Origin of the sequence: Aminipila butyrica (assembly GCF_010669305.1) — a bacterium.
Taxonomy (GTDB): Bacteria; Bacillota; Clostridia; order Peptostreptococcales; family Anaerovoracaceae; genus Aminipila; species Aminipila butyrica.
Genome location: NZ_CP048649.1, coordinates 3275475 through 3292779 on the forward strand (window position 1 = coordinate 3275475; position 17305 = coordinate 3292779).

A 17305-nucleotide genomic window follows, 5' to 3' on the forward strand; every position below is an offset into this window, starting at 1 on the left:
TCTCCTTTATGCACAGGCAATGAACCGCACAATTTGAATGTACGGGTGCTCCTTGAGCTTTTGCAAAATGGTTTCATCAATGGAGTCATCAATTTCGATAACACAGATGGCATCTTGCTTCTTCTGCATGCGGCTGACCTTCATGGTAGCAATATTGATATCGCTGTCTGCCAGCACGGTAGCCACATGACTGATAACGCCTTTTTGATCGTTCTGTTTAACGAAAATAGTGGGCAGCTGACCGCTGATACCAATTTCATAGCCATCAATCTTGACGATACGCACATTCCCTCCGCCGATGGAGGCCCCTTGAACCGTCGTCTTTACCTGACCTTCCTTAAAGAAGGTAATCAGCACGGAGTTTTCGTGGGCACCATCCAGTTCCACCGGATAAAACTCAAACTCAATTTGGGCTTGTCCCGCCAGTTCAAAGGAACGAGAAATGTCCTCATCATCCTCCCGAATGCCCAAGACTCCCGCCAATAAGGCCTTGTCTGTGCCGTGGCCTTTGCCGGTCTTCTCAAAGGAACCGTAAAGTCCGAAAGTCACCCGCTCAAAATCTCCGTTGACAATCTGACGGGCAATGCGGCCAATCTTGGCAGCTCCCGCCGTATGAGAGCTGGAAGGTCCGATCATTACCGGCCCTGCCACCTGAAAAATGCTGGTATTCATCTATCTGATTCTCCTTTCGTTGCTTCCCCCGTTAAAAGCCCTTGACCCATCTATCTTCTGCCGGCTTTTTCTTATTCTGCCCGCATTTTAATCACATACTAGTATTATACTTGCAGCCATGAAGATTTACAAATTTTTCTTCATGGAAACACCCATATTTTCACCGACCTATTTGTTTATATGGATTGAAATATATTTAGGCAGGCAGCAAAAAACCGAGGCATGGCCCCGGTCTTCTGCTTTTCTATACTATATGCTTTTATGGTCGTGATTTTTTTAATTTTCTTTCTGCTTCAGCGGTCGTTCTCCCGCATGGGCCCACTGTTCAGTTAATTATATCCGTTTACAGAAAGAAAATTTTGTACTCCGCTGTATGCCGACATAACTCTAGTGGCATAGGCGTTGGAGTAGGTTCCCCGGCTGACGCTGGCGGAGCCTTGGTTGTACGCAGACAGCGCTTTCGCCCGGTCTCCGTTGTAATTTGTCAAGCCAGTGCCGATCATGCAGGCCCCCACCGTAATGTTGGTCCGCGGATCTTTCAGCTGCTGAGCTGACACGCCGAATCCAGCTGCCGTAGACGGCATAATCTGCATCATTCCAATGGCTCCACTTCTGGATACCACTCCGGCGTTGAAGGTACTCTCCTTCTGTGCAATAGCCAGAAGCAGGTTGACATCTACCTTGTATACAGTAGCGGCCCGCTGAAACATGAACACTAAGTCCTGTGCATACGAGGTCGACAAACTGCCGTTGTAATTTAATATATAGTTGACCAGCCCTCGGTTGTGCCTGGATGCCGATTCGCTCCAGAAGCTTTGGGCGGACTTGCCTTCAACGGTGCTCATACATAGGCCGTAGTACGGATCGTAGTATAAGTTCCAGTTGAAAACTTTGGTGTTGCCCATCGCCTTTGCAGGGATGAACACATACTTTCCAATTGCCAATACTGGCATTCCTTCTAAATTCACTTCTTCGACTAATATTTCAGGCGCTTCTATTACTTCACCGTCCTCCTCTTGGACTTCGGCTACTGCCTCTTTTTCATCTGAAAGTTCTTGATAAGCTAATACTTTGACATCGGGCAGAATCTGCAGCTTGATATCATAGCCGTTGTTCTTGGCCCAATCCTTTGTGATGGTCTTTTGAGTTTCTTCCGTTTTTAGAAGTTTTAATGTGCGGCTTTCCCAGTCCATTTCTGCTTTAAATCCACAGATATTTCCCATATCTGCACTTAATGGAATGTAAGTCGTGCCTTTATAAAGGAAGAACGGATATTGAAGGTTGTAGTTTACAACCTCACTTCCATTTATAACGACTTTCTTGTTAAAAAAATCTCCTTGAACGTAGTCTTCAGCATATATAGAAATTGATGAGAAAAGTACAATGGTCAATGAAAGCCACACAGATATAAGCTTCTTTGCCATACCTTGCTTTCCCTCTCTTTCTTTCTTGTCTTTTCATAAGACATTTTTTATTATAGCACTTATAAACAAAAAGTATACCTTTTTGCTTATTTTCAGAAAATTATACCATATGTAAGCCATAACTAACTCGTGCATTTTTCAAGGTTTGCTTCTACTATGTTCTTTTAAAAAAACTTTATTTTAGGTATTGACATAACAAATATGCGCTTCCTTATTTGTAATAATATTCCTAAATTTCCACCCTTTCAAACCCCTATTTTCTCCTTAAATCGGCTCTGTTTATCTACTGGAAATTGGCATATATGCCCTCAGTTCGGCCACGTCTTTGTAGGCTGGCCGAATAATTTTTCCGGCATTAATCAACTCTTCAATTCGGTGAGCGCTCCATCCCGCCATCCTGGCGATAGCAAAAATCGGCGTATAGAGAGCCAGCGGTAAATCCAGCATGCTGTATACAAATCCACTGTAAAAGTCGATGTTAGCACTAACTCCTTTATAGATTTTCCGTTCAGCGGCGATGAGCTCAGCGGCGATGCGTTCGATGCTGGCGTACAGCTTGTATTCATGCTCCCGATTCTTTTCTTTGGCCAAATTCTCCACGAATTTCTTAAAAATTTCTGCTCTCGGATCCGATAGAGAATAGACCGCATGTCCCATACCATAAATCAGACCGGTCTTATCAAAGCCTTCTCCGTGAAGAAGCTTTTGCAAATAATCTCGAATCTGCTCCTCATTGCTCCAGTCAGTAACATGCTCTTTCAAGTCATCAAACATCTGTACCACCTTGATATTCGCACCGCCGTGCTTAGGCCCTTTTAGCGACCCCAAAGCCGCGGCAATGGCCGAATAGGTATCTGTGCCAGAAGAAGAGACTACATGTGTGGTAAAGGTAGAGTTATTTCCGCCTCCGTGCTCAGCGTGGAGCACCAACGCCAAATCCAACAGCCGGGCTTCCAATTCGCTGTATTTGCTGTCCGGCCTCAACATATGAAGAATATTTTCCGCAGTAGACAATTCTGGTTTTGGTATATGAATGTATAAGCTTTCTCTGTAATGATAATGCCTAGACGCCTGAAACCCATAGACCGCCAATAGCGGAAATACTGCTGTCAGCAGCAGGCACTGCCGCAGCACATTAGGGATAGACGTATCGTTAGGCTTGTTATCATAGGAATGCAAGGTCAGCACTCCTCTCGCCAAGCTATTCATCATATCCGTACTGGGCGCTTTCATGATAATGTCTCGTACAAAACTAGGCGGCAGTGTTCGGTATTCTGCCAAAAGGCAGTTGAAGTCCGCCAGCTGATCCTTGCTGGGCAAGGTGCCAAAAATGAGCAGGTAAGCTACCTCCTCAAAGCCAAACCGTTTTTCCTCCACGAAACCGCGGACGATATCGTTGATGTTGTATCCCCGATAATATAGCCTACCCGGTGCAGGAGTCTTCTCCCCGGTTTCCTTGTTAATATCAAAAGCGTAAATACCGGAAATCTCCGTTAACCCGGTTAGTACGCCATTTCCTTTCAGATCTCGAAGGCCCCTGTTCACTTCGTATTTCTTGTACAGGGAGTTGTCGATGGTACTGTTCATCACGCACTTGTCCGCCAACTTCTGTATCTCATCTGTTATCCTAGAATATTTATCGTCTAATATTTCTCCGTACATATTTGTACCCCCTCTCGCAGCATCTGAGCAAACTAATCTATTTTCGACGCTTTTCTACGTTTTCCCCTTAAAGTGGAACTCTTCATTTCAAGGTTTCTTTGTATATTATAAAGAATAATCGTTTTATTGTAAAGACAAATTAGTTCCCATATTTTGAACTCCCTCATTTATCCCCCCTCTTTTTTTCTATATTTTCTACCATTGAAAAAAGCTGAGGCCTTCCCTTGTCCGGCCTCAGCTCTGCTAGCTGCACACTTTGGCCTCCTATATTTCCATACAGATGACCGCTTTATTTTTTCCTGTTTCCTTTGCCTGGTACAAAGCCCCATCAGCCTTTTCATACAGTTCTTTAAAACTATAGCTCTCCGCTCCAAAGAGAGTCACGCCGACACTGGCAGAAATATTTTGCCATTTTTCATTCTCCTGTGAGATTGAGCTGAGAGTTCTTCGAATGATATCTGCCCACATTTTAGCTTCTGTCTTGCCGTCAATATTCTTAAACAGAAAGACGAACTCATCTCCCCCTAGGCGTCCCACTAGATTCTCTTCCCCTACTACTTGCTCCAGTTCTGTGGCAATCCGCTTCAGCAGCGTATCGCCCTCGGGATGCCCATAACGGTCATTAATTAGTTTAAATCCATCCAGATCAATTATCATCAAACTGTGAAGCCCCTGTCCCGGCTCGTCATTATTTTGCAGACGAATCTGCTCGTCCACACTTATTTTCAGCAGAAATTCCCGGACTTCCGCTTCAATTTTCCGCCGGTTGAACAGGCCTGTGAGCATATCCCGGTCCGCCTCGCTGCGCAAGGAGTTTTCCATACGACTTTTTTCAATGTTAAGAAACTCAATCATCTTCAAGTTGGTAGCGTTCATCTTGTTTTTCAGCATAATCAAATATGTCAGCACCCCAATAGCGGCAGCCACCAAAACGATGATAGAGCCCAAAAAGAAAGCCGGGTTGGAATAGTATAACTTTCTGAACTTTGGCTGTTCATACACCACATAATTTTTCAAAATAATATTAGATAATTCCATGTCCGAAATGCAGTGCAGGCCTTTGTTTAAAATATTCAGCAGTTCAATATCTTCCTGATTAGATACACCCAAGGATAAATCCTCGGAATAGCCAATCATAGCTTGGCTGATTAAATTCACAAACTTAGGATTAGCTAAATAATAATTGGCTGCATAGGCATTTGCAATAGTGGCATCAGCCTCCCCAGAATTGACCGCCTCAAAGCAGTCCTCCACCGTGTCGTACTCCTTAACCTTGTAATGCTTTAGGATATCTACATAGTAATCTTTAGGCATGGCCACCTGCTCAATACCATCAAAGTTTCGCTCTTTAGCTACTACCCCCACCAGAGAGGCATTGATACAGATGCTGGTGGTGTAGATCCCCCGCTTCTCTGACACATTGTAATCGTGCGACACCAAGCTAATCATGTCCGTCCGCCCGGTCTTCACATCATCTAAGGCTTCACTCAAATCAGTCGCCCGAACAAATTCAAACTTTAACCCCGTATATCTAGACAGCAGATCAAATAAGTCCTTGGTAACTCCCTTGATGGTTCCTGTCTTTTCATCGTAATATTCGATGGGCTGCCAACCCTGATCATAAGAGACCTTCACGGTACCTTTTTTCTTAATATATTCCAATTCCTCCGCCGTAAAGGATGGGGAGGCAATATTTTCTTTAATAAAATATTTATTTTGTATTTGAAGGTCATAGGATGGATTGCTATTTTTAATATTCTGCATGGATTGATTGAGTTCATTCAAAAGGCCTTGATTCTTTTTATTAACTCCATAATATAGCTGGTGTTGGTCCATGCTGCCAATAACTTTGCTATATTTTTTGTTGGTCTCTCCTGAGGTGAGAATGGCCCGCACCTCGCCCTTTTCTAAAGCATTCTCCATGTCCTGCAAGGTGGCGTAATATTTTTTTTCAAAGGTAATATGATGCTGACTGGCGTAATCGTCAAGGTAGGTTTCGTGGTAGTCCTTCGCCGGGACGCCTACAGCAATACCATCCATTTTCTCAAAATCGTCAAAATTCAAATCTTCGTCGGAAGCTTTGACGTACAGCAAGGTATCAGAAATTCGGTTGGAGAGATGAGAATAAGCAATTTTATCTGATTGAAGTGCTTCTTTGTCCAAACCACCTACAATATCTACCTCCCCCTTTTCCAGCATCTGAATACAATCTGGAAAAGACGCCTGGATAAATTCGTATTCCCAATTGGCAAACTGAGATATTTCCTTCAAGTAGTCATACCCATAACCAGAATAGACTCCTTCTCCGTCTACCTCCTGGTAGCCCTCGTACAGATAGTACCCTACCCGCACGACCTTTTTGTCTATTCCCGCCTTGGTCTGACCAAAAGAAAGGTCTGCCGGCATCAAGAAAGCAAGCGCGGTCAATAAAGCTAAGAGAGCAAGCAAAATTCGGATTGTTGTGCACCTTATGCGCTGATTATTTTTTACCATCATATTGCATCTCCTTCAATAGGGACTTTGCTATAGTATATTAAATTTTGTGACAATTTTCCAGGTCTTTTCAAACTTTCAAACAATTTTCTCATGAAATTATTTTTAATCAGACGTCGCGCTTATATCATTCTTCCTTTCATGGTCAATCAAAAACACTTAAAAAAGGCTAAAAAAATAAAAGGTGGAACGTTCCACCTTTTATTTTATTTATCGTTTTCTTCTGGCGCCGTTTGAGGCCAGGCTCATTCTGCTGATCTGCTTCATCAGACTGACCTGTGCTCTGGCGAGTTCGCTTTCTTCTGCGTTCGTCAGGTCATGGCATTCCAGCCACTCTTCCACGATGGCCTTTCTCTTGGCAGCTCGGTCCACGTCGATCTCTTCAACCCATTCCGCTGCATCGGTATATATGACAATGTTTTCTTTTACGTCTATATATCCACTTGCTATGGAAGCAGCCTTAAATTCATTAGAGCCTTCCTCTTTGATCCACATAACTCCAACATCCAGGAGCTTACATGCCCAAGTATGGCCTGCCATAAATCCTTCTTCGCCTGTTAAGGTGCGGACTATAACCATCTCAACCTTATCTTTATAGAATAGTTTTGAAGGTGTTATAACTTCAAGTAATACACTCTTAGCCATGTTCTTATCTCCCTTCCCGGCGAAAAATTACTTTGACGCCTTAAACTTTTCTACAACCTCATCAATACCGCCTGCTAACAGGAATAAAGATTCCGGAATTTCATCGTGTTTGCCTTCCAGAATTTCCTTAAAGCCACGAATAGTTTCCTTTAATGGCAGGTACTTCCCTTCCATGCCGGTAAACTGTTCTGCAACGCTGAACGGCTGAGACAGGAACCGCTGAATCTTTCTTGCTCTGGAAACGGTCAGCTTATCTGAATCAGACAGTTCATCCATACCCAAGATGGCAATGATATCCTGCAGATCCTTATACCTCTGGAGCACTTCCTGTACGTTTCTGGCTGTATCGTAATGTTCTTCTCCCAGAATGTTCGGGTCCATGATTCTTGAAGTGGATTCCAACGGGTCAACGGCTGGGTAAATACCCAGCGCACTGATGGAACGAGACAATACTGTCGTCGCATCCAAGTGAGCAAAAGTCGTTGCCGGTGCCGGGTCCGTCAAGTCATCCGCCGGTACATAGATAGCCTGTACCGATGTGATAGAGCCCTTCTTGGTGGAAGTGATACGCTCCTGAAGCGCACCCATTTCTGTGGCCAGTGTCGGTTGATAGCCTACTGCTGATGGTACACGCCCCAGTAGTGCCGATACCTCTGAACCTGCTTGTGTAAATCGGAAGATGTTGTCGATGAACAGAAGCACGTCCTGTCCTTCCACATCTCTAAAATATTCAGCCATCGTCAAACCTGTCAGGGCCACTCGCATTCTGGCTCCCGGCGGTTCATTCATCTGTCCAAATACCATTGCTGTCTTATCGATAACGCCTGACTCAATCATTTCATAATACAGGTCATTACCTTCTCTTGTTCTTTCTCCAACACCAGCAAATACAGAGATACCACCATGTTCTCTGGCGATATTACTGATCAGCTCCTGGATCAGAACGGTTTTACCAACGCCCGCTCCACCGAAAAGGCCAACCTTTCCTCCTCGAGTATATGGTGCGATTAAGTCGATAACTTTGATACCGGTTTCAAATATCTTTGCACTGGTATCCTGCTCTTCAAAAGGCGGTGCTTCTCGATGAATCGAGTGCTTCTCCGCCGTTGCAACCGGTCCCTTTTCGTCTATGGTTTCACCGATAACATTGAACAATCGGCCCAGAACCTCTTTGCCTACAGGCACCTGGATTGGAGAACCTGTATTGATGGCCTCCATGCCTCTTGTGAGACCGTCGGTAGCAGACAAGGCTACGCATTTTACGATGTCGTCTCCTACGTGCTGTGATACTTCTGCTACGATGTCCTTACCCTGGTGCTTGATGATAATAGCATTGAGCAATTCAGGCATATGTTCGGGTGAAAATTTTATATCGATAACCGGTCCGATAATCTGGTGAATAATACCTTTATTCTGTTCCATATTCCAAACCACCTCCCCTACTTCTCTTGTAACAACTTATTTTTGGGCCTCAGACCCTGCAACGATTTCAATAATCTCATCTGTAATGGCTGCCTGTCTTGCCCGGTTGTAGAACAGGGACAAGTTCTCCAGCATGTCTCTGGCATTGTCCGTAGCGTTTTCCATAGCCATTCTTCTGGCAGCGTGTTCACAGGTAGCAGATTCAACAATAGCTCCGTACACCTTAATCTCTACATACTTGGGAATCAAATAGTCAAACACTGCCTCAACAGAGGGTTCATATTCCACCTCTCTGTCGTGCTTCATGACCTCTGGATCCTTCTGCATAGTGATAGGCAGCAACGTCTCACACTTCACTACCTGCTCCATGGAGTTCTTAAAGGAAGTGTATATAATCACTACCTCATCAACCTCGCCGGAATTGTACATGTCGATAATCGGCCGGCTGATCTGCTTTGTTTGCAGAAAGGAAATATCCTCCGGAGGTCCTACGTACTCTTTGTAGATTTCGTAGTCTCTCTTTTCAAAATATTCCTTTCCTCTTGTGCCAACAGCCACGATGACCGGCTTCTCCGGATCAGCCTTGATCTCAGACTCCGCCTGCTTGATAATGTTAGTGTTGAAGCCTCCGCATAAGCCCCTGTTACTGGTCACGATGATGTAACAAGTCTTTTTGATTTCCCGGCTTCCGCCCAGATATCGCTCTGGAACGTCAGTGACATTGTTGAAAATATCTGCTATAGACTCTGTAATATAATGAAAATACTCAGTTGTTTTTTCGAAGGTGGCTTTAGCCCTTCTCAGCTTGGCAGCTGAAACGAGCTTCATGGCACTGGTTATGTGCTCTGTGCTGGTTACGCTCTTTATGCGGCGTTTTATATCCTGCATATTGTTTGAAGCCATATTTTCCTCCTATACTGACCTTCCCCGCTCTACTTGTCGCGCACTTCCTTATATTTGGAAATAGCTTCTTTCAGAGTTGCTTCTGTCGCTTCGTCCAGCTTGCCGCTTTCTTTAATGGTCTTTCCTACCTGTGCGTACTGAGTATCCATAAAGTCGTAGAAGCCCTTTTCAAACTCTTTAATCTGTTCAACAGGGATGTCTGCAAGGAAGTGATTGACCGCAGCATAAATAATCATAACCTGATGCTGAACTGCGATTGGGTTGTACTGTCCCTGCTTTATTATTTCCATTAAAATCAAACCGTGATCCAGTCGATCCTTGGTGTCCTTATCGATATCAGAACCGAACTGTGAGAAGCTGGCCAACTCTGTATACTGAGCTAATTCCAGCTTAATCTTGCTGGAAACCTGCTTCATGGCCTTAATCTGCGCATTACCGCCTACACGGGATACGGAGATACCAGCATTTACAGCAGGACGCTGTCCTGTAAAGAACAGTTCTGTTTCCAGGAATATCTGGCCGTCTGTGATGGAAATAACGTTGGTCGGAATGTACGCAGATACGTCTCCGGCCTGTGTTTCAATGATTGGCAGAGCCGTAATGGAGCCTCCGCCCAATTTATCAGACAACTTTGCCGCTCTTTCCAACAGTCTGCTGTGCAGATAGAATACGTCACCTGGGTAAGCTTCCCGCCCTGGTGGTCTACGAAGTAACAGGGACATAGCACGATAAGCTACCGCATGCTTGGACAGGTCATCGTAGATGATCAATACGTCCTTACCCTGATACATGAATTGTTCCGCCATAGCACAACCTGCATAAGGCGCAATATACTGAAGCGGTGCAACGTCACTTGCCGTTGCAGACACAACAATAGAGTAGTCCATGGCGCCTTTATTTTCAAGAGTCTGCACCAACTGGGCTACTGTGGATTTCTTCTGTCCGATAGCGACGTAAATACAGATTACGCCGGAATCTTTCTGATTTAAGATGGTATCAATGGCGATAGCTGTCTTACCAGTCTGTCTGTCACCGATAATCAGTTCACGCTGGCCTCTTCCGATTGGTATCATGGAGTCGATAGCCTTGATACCTGTCTGTAAAGGCTCATTTACTGATTTTCTCTGCAATACACCCGGTGCCGGATATTCTACCGGTCTGTGGTCTTCTGCATGAATAGGGCCTTTTCCGTCAAGAGGCTGGCCCAACGCATTGACAACACGACCGATTAAATCGTTACCTACGGGAACTTCAACTACTCGTCCTGTAGGTTTTACGATATCGCCTTCTTTGATGTTCTTGTCGGAGCCCAGCATAACGACACCCACGTTATCTTCTTCAAGATTCAGTGCCATGCCGTATATTTCTCCCGGGAACTCCAGCAGTTCGCCTGCCATACACTTCTCAAGTCCATAAATTCTGGAAATACCGTCTCCAACCTGTATAACAGTACCGAAATCAGAGATTTCAAGCTTATTTTTATAATTCTTGATTTGCTCTTTTATTACGGCACTTATTTCCTCTGGTCTGAGGTTCATGTCAGCAACCCCCTCTCTATATAATAGTATTGTTAAGGTCATCTAAACGCTTTCTAATAGAAGCGTCAATCACCTTACCGTCGATTAGTATTTTGATGCCACCAATCAACTTGGTGTCGATTTCATTTTCAAGCTTCACTGTCTGCTGCAACAGCTTTCCAGTCTCTGCTTCAAATTTCTCGAGCCTATCAGCGCTAAGAGACTCCACGGAAAAGATCTTTCCGTAGGAAACCCCTTCTTCTTTATTTAAAAGTTCCTCGTAAACCTTTATGGCTCTGGCAAAATGCCTTGCTCTTCCTTTATCAATCATGATGTACAGGAAGTTTAAAAGCTCTTCCGAAATGTGGCCTTCCAAGATCGACTTTAACACGTCTTTCTTTTCAACAACGGAAACTACCGGCGTATTGATAAAGGCACTCAAATCAGGCTCTCGATCTAACAGATCAAGAAGCTGCGTCGCTTCTTCCAGGATTAAACCTTTTTTGTCCACGTCGCGGGCTGCTTGAAACAGCGCATTACCATATGTCATTCCAACCGTTAATTCTGCCATTTTGCCGCACCTACCTGTTCAACGATATTATCAATCAGATGCTCTTGTCCTTCTAATGCCAAATCTTTTTCCAGAATCTTTTCTGCTGCAAGCAAAGCCATAGCCGCTACGTGAGACTTCATTTCTGCTAAAGCCTTCGCCTTCTGGCGTTCTACTTCGGTTTCAGCATGAAGTTTAATCTCCGTTGCTTTTGCGTTTGCTTCATTGATAATATCACTTGCCTGAGCTTCTGCTTTTAACTTAGCACTCTTGATGATATCTCTACCTTCCAGTTCCACATTTGCAATACGCTTGTTATACTGATCCATCTTCTCGTCAGCTCTCTTGTTCGTGTCTGCTGCCTGATCGAAGGAGTCCTGTATAGCCTGCTTTCTGTTTTCCAACATCTGTGTAAACGGACGGTATAAGAACTTCGCCAACACGGTCACAAGGATTACAAAGTTTACAATAGCAAAGATAATCTCTGTAAAGTTAATACCTAATGCTTCACCCATGAATAAACCCTCCCTGTGGTTGTTTTGCTTTCTTTAATAAACTTAAATCTTTGCCATTAAAAGGAAAGCGATCAACAAGCCATAGATTGCTAAAGATTCCATGAACGCCATACTCAGGATTAAGTTCGTACGAAGTGTACCTGCCATCTCAGGCTGTCTTGCCATACCTTCCAAAGCCTTTGCGGAAGCGATACCCTGTCCAAGTCCAGGACCGATAGTGGATAGACCGATAGCTAATGCTGCTGCTAATGCAATTGTCATTTTATTTTCTCCTTTCATTTCTGCTGATTAGTTTCAGCCATATGTGTTTGATTATTTATATATATTTTGCTGGGCGGTAAACTTCCTCCCTTTAAAATAGATATCCAACGTTGTGAGCTTTGTAGCCGATTTCATTATATCTGCCTTTTTATTGCATTTCCATGTGTTAATTTCGGTTCAATTCCCAAAATCAACCATGTTGAGCTTGAAGCAGATGCTCGTGCTCTTCTGCACCGTGCTCTGCTGCCTCAGCGATATAGATGCCTGCCAACAGGGAAAATACCAAAGCCTGAATCATGCCCATGAGTACGCTGAAAATCTGCATGATAATCGGCAATCCCAGAGGAACCATACCAAAGAACACGTGAGTTACAGATTCTTCTCCGTAGATGTTTCCGTAAAGCCGAAGAGTCAGGGATACCGGCTTAACTAAGTCTTCCACAATCATCAACGGGAACAGTGCCGCTATCGGCTTAAAGTAATGCTTATAAAATCCAAGACCGTGTGTTTCCTTGATTCCTACAAATTGTACGAAGAAGAAAACAAGTAAGGCTAGTCCCAGAGGGAAATTAATCGAGCTGGTAGGAGCCTGAACACCCGGTAACTCCCCTGAAAGCGGAAGCAAACCAGAATAGTTGCAGAGCAATACGTAGATAAATAAAGTGCCTACAAAGGGAAGATATTTGCGCCCGGCGTATTCGCCCATTAAATCCGCAAAGAAGTCTCCCAACTTCTCCACCGCCACCTCCATGGCATTTTGAAGTCCCGAAGGAATCATTTCCATGTGCCTTCCCGCTAAAATAGCCAAAAGACAGATAATCAGCGTTATAACTGTACTGGTTATCATGGCATTGGTAACACCCATTGAATTTAACATTTCTATCATTTTGCTTTCCTCCTACATGCAATTCTTACCTGACATGGGCCTATGTCTTTTCCAGTCTTCTACAGGTCTGACTTTCCGTTCCTTTCCATCACCTTTTGGACCGAGAAAAACTTTCCCGACACCACTAAGGCAAAAGCCGTTCCAATAATCAAAGCCGTAAAATCAAGGGATATCTTGTCTCTGATCAAAAATACGATCAATAATACCAGCGCATTGACAAAGTAGCTTATAAAAAGCCGAGTAGTAACGGCTTCTATCTTGAGATTCTCAGCCTGCTGAGTCAATAACTTTTTCCATAGAAAAATGTATTTTAAAAGTCCAGCTAAACCGCCATATAAAATACCAACTATGGCACCAATTACATATTCCAATTCTTATAAACCTCTCTTGTCAAAAAGCGATTTTAACATACGTTTTTTTACATTTCTTTAATTATACTCTGAATTTTCCCATTGTAAAGACTTGTTGTTTTAAATTTTTCATCTGCTGTCCCATTTTGTCGAAAGAAACCGCTAAACCATTGCATCTGCTAGCCCTAGCCCTCCATTATCGTTTATTTCTATTAAGCCATTCGCAAAAACTATTGTCAGCAAGTTAGTGATTTTTATGCGGTTTAGTGCAGATTTATCCAGACAAACTTGTCCGATTTCAGAAATATCCGCCTATTCAATGTTGTGGATAACATTTTTCGCCCACTTCTTGGAGCGGAATCGCCTGACCAGAATCACCGATTTGATGATCTCCTCCAATTTGACAAAGAACACCGCAACATATATAGGCAAGCCTAGAGCCAGTGCCGTAATAAATGCCGTCGGCACAGCATAAAGCCAAATGGTAATCATCTCTGTCGCCATGGCGAAAACCGTATCCCCGCCGCATCGCAAGATGCCGGTTACCGCAATGCCATTGTATACATGGAGCCATAGAAAAGCCCCGTATATAAGCAGAATATAGAAGGCGAATTGCTGTCCCTGAGGTGTCAGTTCAAATAGACCAATAATCAGCCGAGAGCAGGACACCAAGCCCAGTCCCAGGCAGACACCTACTGCCAGACCGACGCGCAGAAGCTTCCGCGCCAATTCATAAGCTTCCTCTACCTTGCCTTGCCCCAGCTTCTGCCCCACCAAAATTAATGTCGCATCGCCGATACTAAAAGCCGCTAAGGTAAACAGGTTGTTAATCACATTGCTGGCCTGAACCGCCGCATAAGCGGTGACTCCTACTCTGGCATAAGCGGCTACATACATAGATGTGCCAATACTCCAAAAAGCCTCGTTCATCGTGGTAGGTATCGCATTCTTAACGATACGCCGTACCAATTCCCGATTCCAGCCCACATACTCCGACAGACGCCCGGCTACCAAGTTCCTGCGGACGAAGACGACGAAAAGGACTAACGTCAGCTCTAAGCAGCGAGCTAAGACCGTTCCCAAAGCAGAACCGGGAACCCCTAGCTGAGGTGCACCAAACTTACCAAAGATAAAGGTATAATTCAGCACCGCATTGGTGATAAAAACCACGATACTGATATATAATGGCAGCTTCGTCTGCTGAGTCGTTCGAAGGGCCGCCGTAAAAGGCACCGTTATGCTGATCGTTAAGAACATGGGTGCCCCAGTGCGAATATAGGCGGTTCCCAACTCGATCAGTTCCGGGATGTCCGTAAACAGCCGCATAACCAGATGGGGAACAAATGCCGCTACCAGGAAAAACAGGCTGCTGATGGCCAGGCAGACACAAATAGCCAACCCTGTGGCCTTCTTAATGTTTCGCACATCCTGACTACCCCAGAACTGAGCCATAAAGGTAGAAACCCCGCTGGTAAATCCAAACATGACAATCCAATGGATGAGATAAATCTGGATGGCGATACCTACCGCAGCCAGCTCCGTCTCGCCTAAGCTTCCAACCATCAAGTTGTCAATCAAGGTCAGAGAGGATGAAATCAGCCCCTGTGCCGCAATGGGCAAGGCGATGACCGCCAGCTTCTTTAACAGGTCTCTGTTGTCAATGGTTACGATAGTTTCTTCTTTAATACGTCAACAATCCTTTCACACGCATGTCCGTCCCCATAAGGGTTCATGGACTGCGCCATAACGGCATAGGCAGTCGGATCGGTCAGCAATTCTTTGGACAACTGATAGATATTCTCCATCTCCACGCCGGCTAGTTTCACTGTGCCGGCCTCCACTGCTTCAGGCCGCTCCGTCTCTCGCCGAACCACCAACACTGGCTTGCCTAAAGAAGGCGCCTCCTCCTGAATACCACCAGAATCCGTGATGATAAAGTAGGACTTAGCCATGAGGTTCTCAAAAGGCTGATACTGAAGTGGATCAATCAAATGAACTCGATCCATTCCCTGCAAAATCTTATTGGCTGTCTCTCGTACTTTGGGGTTCATGTGCATCGGATAGATGATTTCCACATCCTGAAACTCTTCCGCAATCCGCCGAATGGCTCCGAAAATCTGTTCCATATTCTCCCCCAGATTTTCCCTACGATGACAAGTTACTGTAATAACTCGATGATTTTCAAAGTCGATTGTCTTTAATGTCTTATCTTCAAATTCATAAGGCTTGTCTACTACCTGGAAAAGTGCGTCGATGACAGTGTTCCCTGTAATAAAGATCTTATCCTCTGGCACCCCTTCTCGCAGAAGATTCTTTCGGTTTCGCTCCGTAGGAGCAAAATGAAAATCTGCCAGATGACCTGTCAATACTCGATTCATCTCCTCCGGATAAGGAGAATATTTGTCATAGGTCCGAAGTCCCGCCTCCACATGTCCAACTTTAATCTGTTGATAAAAACTGGCCATTGCTGCCGCAAAGGTGGTGGTGGTATCTCCGTGAACCAGCACCACATCGGGCCGTTCCTTTTGCAGAACCTCCTCCAATCCTACCAGCACGTTAGACGTAATCTGGCTGATGGTCTGATTGGGCTTCATAATGTTTAAGTCATAATCCGGTGTCAGTTGAAAAAGTTCCAGCACCTGGTCCAGCATCTCTCGGTGTTGGGCTGTCACGCAGAGAACAGACTGAATCCCTTCTGTCTCGTTCAGCTGCTTGACCAAAGGTGCCATCTTGATTGCTTCTGGTCTAGTCCCAAAGACAGTCATTACCTTCATAGTTACACTCCTATTCTTCCAACGCCCTTCCCGCTTTCGGTCCAAGCGCCTGTCAAGCTCTAGTCAAATAGATTATTTTCGCTTCCTCTTCTTGTCTCGTTTCTTCTGGCACTTCTCCTCATGAGCGATGTTAACTGCTTTAATTTGCAGCCGCCAATTGCTGGCATCCGTAAGAAATACGTAGATGTACATAAGTGCGATAGCGATGAGGCCTGCGGTCTCCACGAAGAGATCCCGGCTGAACAGCACTGCCGCCACCCCCATGACACCACTGATACCATAGAGGGTCAGCACTGTCCGACGCTGGCCTAAGCCTGCCGCCATAAGCCGATGATGGAGATGTCCCTTGTCTGCTTCCATAATAGGCCGATGATTTACAAGCCGCCTCAGGATGGCAAAGGCCGTATCGAAAATAGGCAGGCCTAACACCAATACAGGAATGATCACCGCCATAATGGTCGCACTCTTAACCGGTCCTACCACAGAAAGGGTGGCCAGCATAAAGCCTAGAAACAGAGATCCGCCATCTCCCATAAAAATCTTTGCCGGATGGAAGTTGTAAGGCAAAAATCCCAGCGCACTTCCGGCTAAAGCCAGCATAGCCAGCGCCGGCAGATAGGCACCATGGATATAAGCAGTGTAAGCCAAGCAAAGGGAGGAAATAGACGCCACCCCTGAAGCTAGGCCGTCCAGCCCGTCAATGAGGTTCACCGTATTGGTAATCCCCACAATCCAAATAATGGTGATAAAAAAGCAAACCGCTCCGGCAAAGTAGCTGTGGGAATCCCCAAAGCTAGCACCGAAGTGGTTAGTCACAAATTCAATCCGCACGCCAAAGGCATAGGGCACACAAGCAATCAGGGCTTGTCCTAAAAATTTCACCTTGGCTGGCAGCCCCTTCAAATCGTCGATAATGCCCAGTATATAAATCAGCGCTCCGCCCAGCAGGACTCCATACATGCTTTCAATAGGCTGATCCAGAAATCCAGCCCCCATCTGCTGAAAAGCCATGGCCTGCACTGGCCAGCCCCGGAAAGTAACCCAGCCAATGGTGACCATAGCCCCAATAAAGATAGCCAGCCCGCCGAACCGCGGCATAGGCTTGGTGTGCATGCGCCTGCTGTCTTTAGGCACATCCACCGCTCCGATTACAGGAGCCAGCCGGATGGCCACCGGCGTAAAAATAACGGACAATATGAATGCTGCTAAAAAAGCTATCCAAAAAACCATG

General features: G+C 45.1%; 16 protein-coding genes. All 16 read right to left on the reverse strand.

What is annotated here, in order from left to right; all coding sequences use genetic code 11:
- Positions 1-6: 6 nt before the first annotated feature.
- The 16 genes from sdaAB to Ami103574_RS15910 all read right to left on the reverse strand — a co-directional run bounded on the left by sdaAB (position 7) and on the right by Ami103574_RS15910 (position 17304).
- Positions 7-672, reverse strand: coding sequence for an L-serine ammonia-lyase, iron-sulfur-dependent subunit beta (sdaAB, locus tag Ami103574_RS15330; RefSeq protein WP_163067822.1), 666 nt, complete (start codon positions 670-672; stop codon positions 7-9).
- Between the two features lie 329 nt (positions 673-1001).
- Positions 1002-2096 carry a lytic transglycosylase domain-containing protein gene (locus Ami103574_RS15335; protein ID WP_163067823.1) on the reverse strand — a complete coding sequence of 365 codons (1095 nt, stop codon included), beginning with the start codon at positions 2094-2096 and terminating at the stop codon, positions 1002-1004.
- 279 nt (positions 2097-2375) lie between these two features.
- Positions 2376-3758: a citrate/2-methylcitrate synthase gene (locus Ami103574_RS15340; protein WP_163067824.1), complete on the reverse strand. Its 1383-nt coding sequence runs from the start codon at positions 3756-3758 to the stop codon at positions 2376-2378.
- A 264-nt stretch (positions 3759-4022) separates the two neighbouring features.
- The gene (locus tag Ami103574_RS15345; RefSeq protein WP_163067825.1) at positions 4023-6254 is read right to left on the reverse strand and encodes a transporter substrate-binding domain-containing diguanylate cyclase; all 2232 of its coding nucleotides are present in this window, start codon (positions 6252-6254) and stop codon (positions 4023-4025) included.
- Positions 6255-6461: 207 nt separating this feature from the next.
- Positions 6462-6896, reverse strand: a complete 435-nt coding sequence (locus tag Ami103574_RS15350; RefSeq protein ID WP_163067826.1) for a F0F1 ATP synthase subunit epsilon — start codon at positions 6894-6896, stop codon at positions 6462-6464.
- A 27-nt stretch (positions 6897-6923) separates the two neighbouring features.
- Positions 6924-8318, reverse strand: a complete 1395-nt coding sequence (atpD, locus tag Ami103574_RS15355) for a F0F1 ATP synthase subunit beta (protein WP_163067827.1) — start codon at positions 8316-8318, stop codon at positions 6924-6926.
- 36 nt (positions 8319-8354) lie between these two features.
- On the reverse strand, positions 8355-9221 hold the full coding sequence (atpG, locus tag Ami103574_RS15360; protein WP_163067828.1) for an ATP synthase F1 subunit gamma: 867 nt from the start codon (positions 9219-9221) through the stop codon (positions 8355-8357).
- A 29-nt stretch (positions 9222-9250) separates the two neighbouring features.
- Positions 9251-10759: a F0F1 ATP synthase subunit alpha gene (gene atpA, locus Ami103574_RS15365; RefSeq protein WP_163067829.1), complete on the reverse strand. Its 1509-nt coding sequence runs from the start codon at positions 10757-10759 to the stop codon at positions 9251-9253.
- 16 nt (positions 10760-10775) lie between these two features.
- Complete coding sequence (gene atpH, locus Ami103574_RS15370; protein WP_163067830.1) at positions 10776-11309, reverse strand: ATP synthase F1 subunit delta; 534 nt, start codon at positions 11307-11309, stop codon at positions 10776-10778.
- Positions 11297-11803 carry a F0F1 ATP synthase subunit B gene (gene atpF / locus Ami103574_RS15375; protein ID WP_163067831.1) on the reverse strand — a complete coding sequence of 169 codons (507 nt, stop codon included), beginning with the start codon at positions 11801-11803 and terminating at the stop codon, positions 11297-11299. The genes atpH and atpF overlap by 13 nt, the downstream gene beginning before the upstream one ends.
- A gap of 42 nt (positions 11804-11845) precedes the next feature.
- Entirely contained in the window at positions 11846-12064 is a 219-nt protein-coding gene (gene atpE / locus Ami103574_RS15380; protein ID WP_207710510.1) for an ATP synthase F0 subunit C, read from the reverse strand.
- Between the two features lie 190 nt (positions 12065-12254).
- Entirely contained in the window at positions 12255-12950 is a 696-nt protein-coding gene (gene atpB / locus Ami103574_RS15385) for a F0F1 ATP synthase subunit A (RefSeq protein ID WP_163067833.1), read from the reverse strand.
- A 59-nt stretch (positions 12951-13009) separates the two neighbouring features.
- Complete coding sequence (locus Ami103574_RS15390; RefSeq protein ID WP_163067834.1) at positions 13010-13321, reverse strand: hypothetical protein; 312 nt, start codon at positions 13319-13321, stop codon at positions 13010-13012.
- 291 nt (positions 13322-13612) lie between these two features.
- Positions 13613-14920, reverse strand: coding sequence for an MATE family efflux transporter (locus Ami103574_RS15395; RefSeq protein ID WP_163067835.1), 1308 nt, complete (start codon positions 14918-14920; stop codon positions 13613-13615).
- Between the two features lie 44 nt (positions 14921-14964).
- Complete coding sequence (gene wecB / locus Ami103574_RS15905; protein ID WP_163067836.1) at positions 14965-16074, reverse strand: non-hydrolyzing UDP-N-acetylglucosamine 2-epimerase; 1110 nt, start codon at positions 16072-16074, stop codon at positions 14965-14967.
- 72 nt (positions 16075-16146) lie between these two features.
- Entirely contained in the window at positions 16147-17304 is a 1158-nt protein-coding gene (locus Ami103574_RS15910) for an MraY family glycosyltransferase (protein ID WP_246213162.1), read from the reverse strand.
- Between the last annotated feature and the right edge of the window lies 1 nt (position 17305).

Coding starts and splice junctions, on each gene's coding strand:
- sdaAB (WP_163067822.1), bottom strand. CDS start 672: ATGAATACCAGCATTTTTCAGGTGGCAGGGCCGGTAATGATCGGACCT.
- Ami103574_RS15335 (WP_163067823.1), bottom strand. CDS start 2,096: ATGGCAAAGAAGCTTATATCTGTGTGGCTTTCATTGACCATTGTACTT.
- Ami103574_RS15340 (WP_163067824.1), bottom strand. CDS start 3,758: ATGTACGGAGAAATATTAGACGATAAATATTCTAGGATAACAGATGAG.
- Ami103574_RS15345 (WP_163067825.1), bottom strand. CDS start 6,254: ATGATGGTAAAAAATAATCAGCGCATAAGGTGCACAACAATCCGAATT.
- Ami103574_RS15350 (WP_163067826.1), bottom strand. CDS start 6,896: ATGGCTAAGAGTGTATTACTTGAAGTTATAACACCTTCAAAACTATTC.
- atpD (WP_163067827.1), bottom strand. CDS start 8,318: ATGGAACAGAATAAAGGTATTATTCACCAGATTATCGGACCGGTTATC.
- atpG (WP_163067828.1), bottom strand. CDS start 9,221: ATGGCTTCAAACAATATGCAGGATATAAAACGCCGCATAAAGAGCGTA.
- atpA (WP_163067829.1), bottom strand. CDS start 10,759: ATGAACCTCAGACCAGAGGAAATAAGTGCCGTAATAAAAGAGCAAATC.
- atpH (WP_163067830.1), bottom strand. CDS start 11,309: ATGGCAGAATTAACGGTTGGAATGACATATGGTAATGCGCTGTTTCAA.
- atpF (WP_163067831.1), bottom strand. CDS start 11,803: ATGGGTGAAGCATTAGGTATTAACTTTACAGAGATTATCTTTGCTATT.
- atpE (WP_207710510.1), bottom strand. CDS start 12,064: ATGACAATTGCATTAGCAGCAGCATTAGCTATCGGTCTATCCACTATC.
- atpB (WP_163067833.1), bottom strand. CDS start 12,950: ATGATAGAAATGTTAAATTCAATGGGTGTTACCAATGCCATGATAACC.
- wecB (WP_163067836.1), bottom strand. CDS start 16,074: ATGAAGGTAATGACTGTCTTTGGGACTAGACCAGAAGCAATCAAGATG.
- Ami103574_RS15910 (WP_246213162.1), bottom strand. CDS start 17,304: ATGGTTTTTTGGATAGCTTTTTTAGCAGCATTCATATTGTCCGTTATT.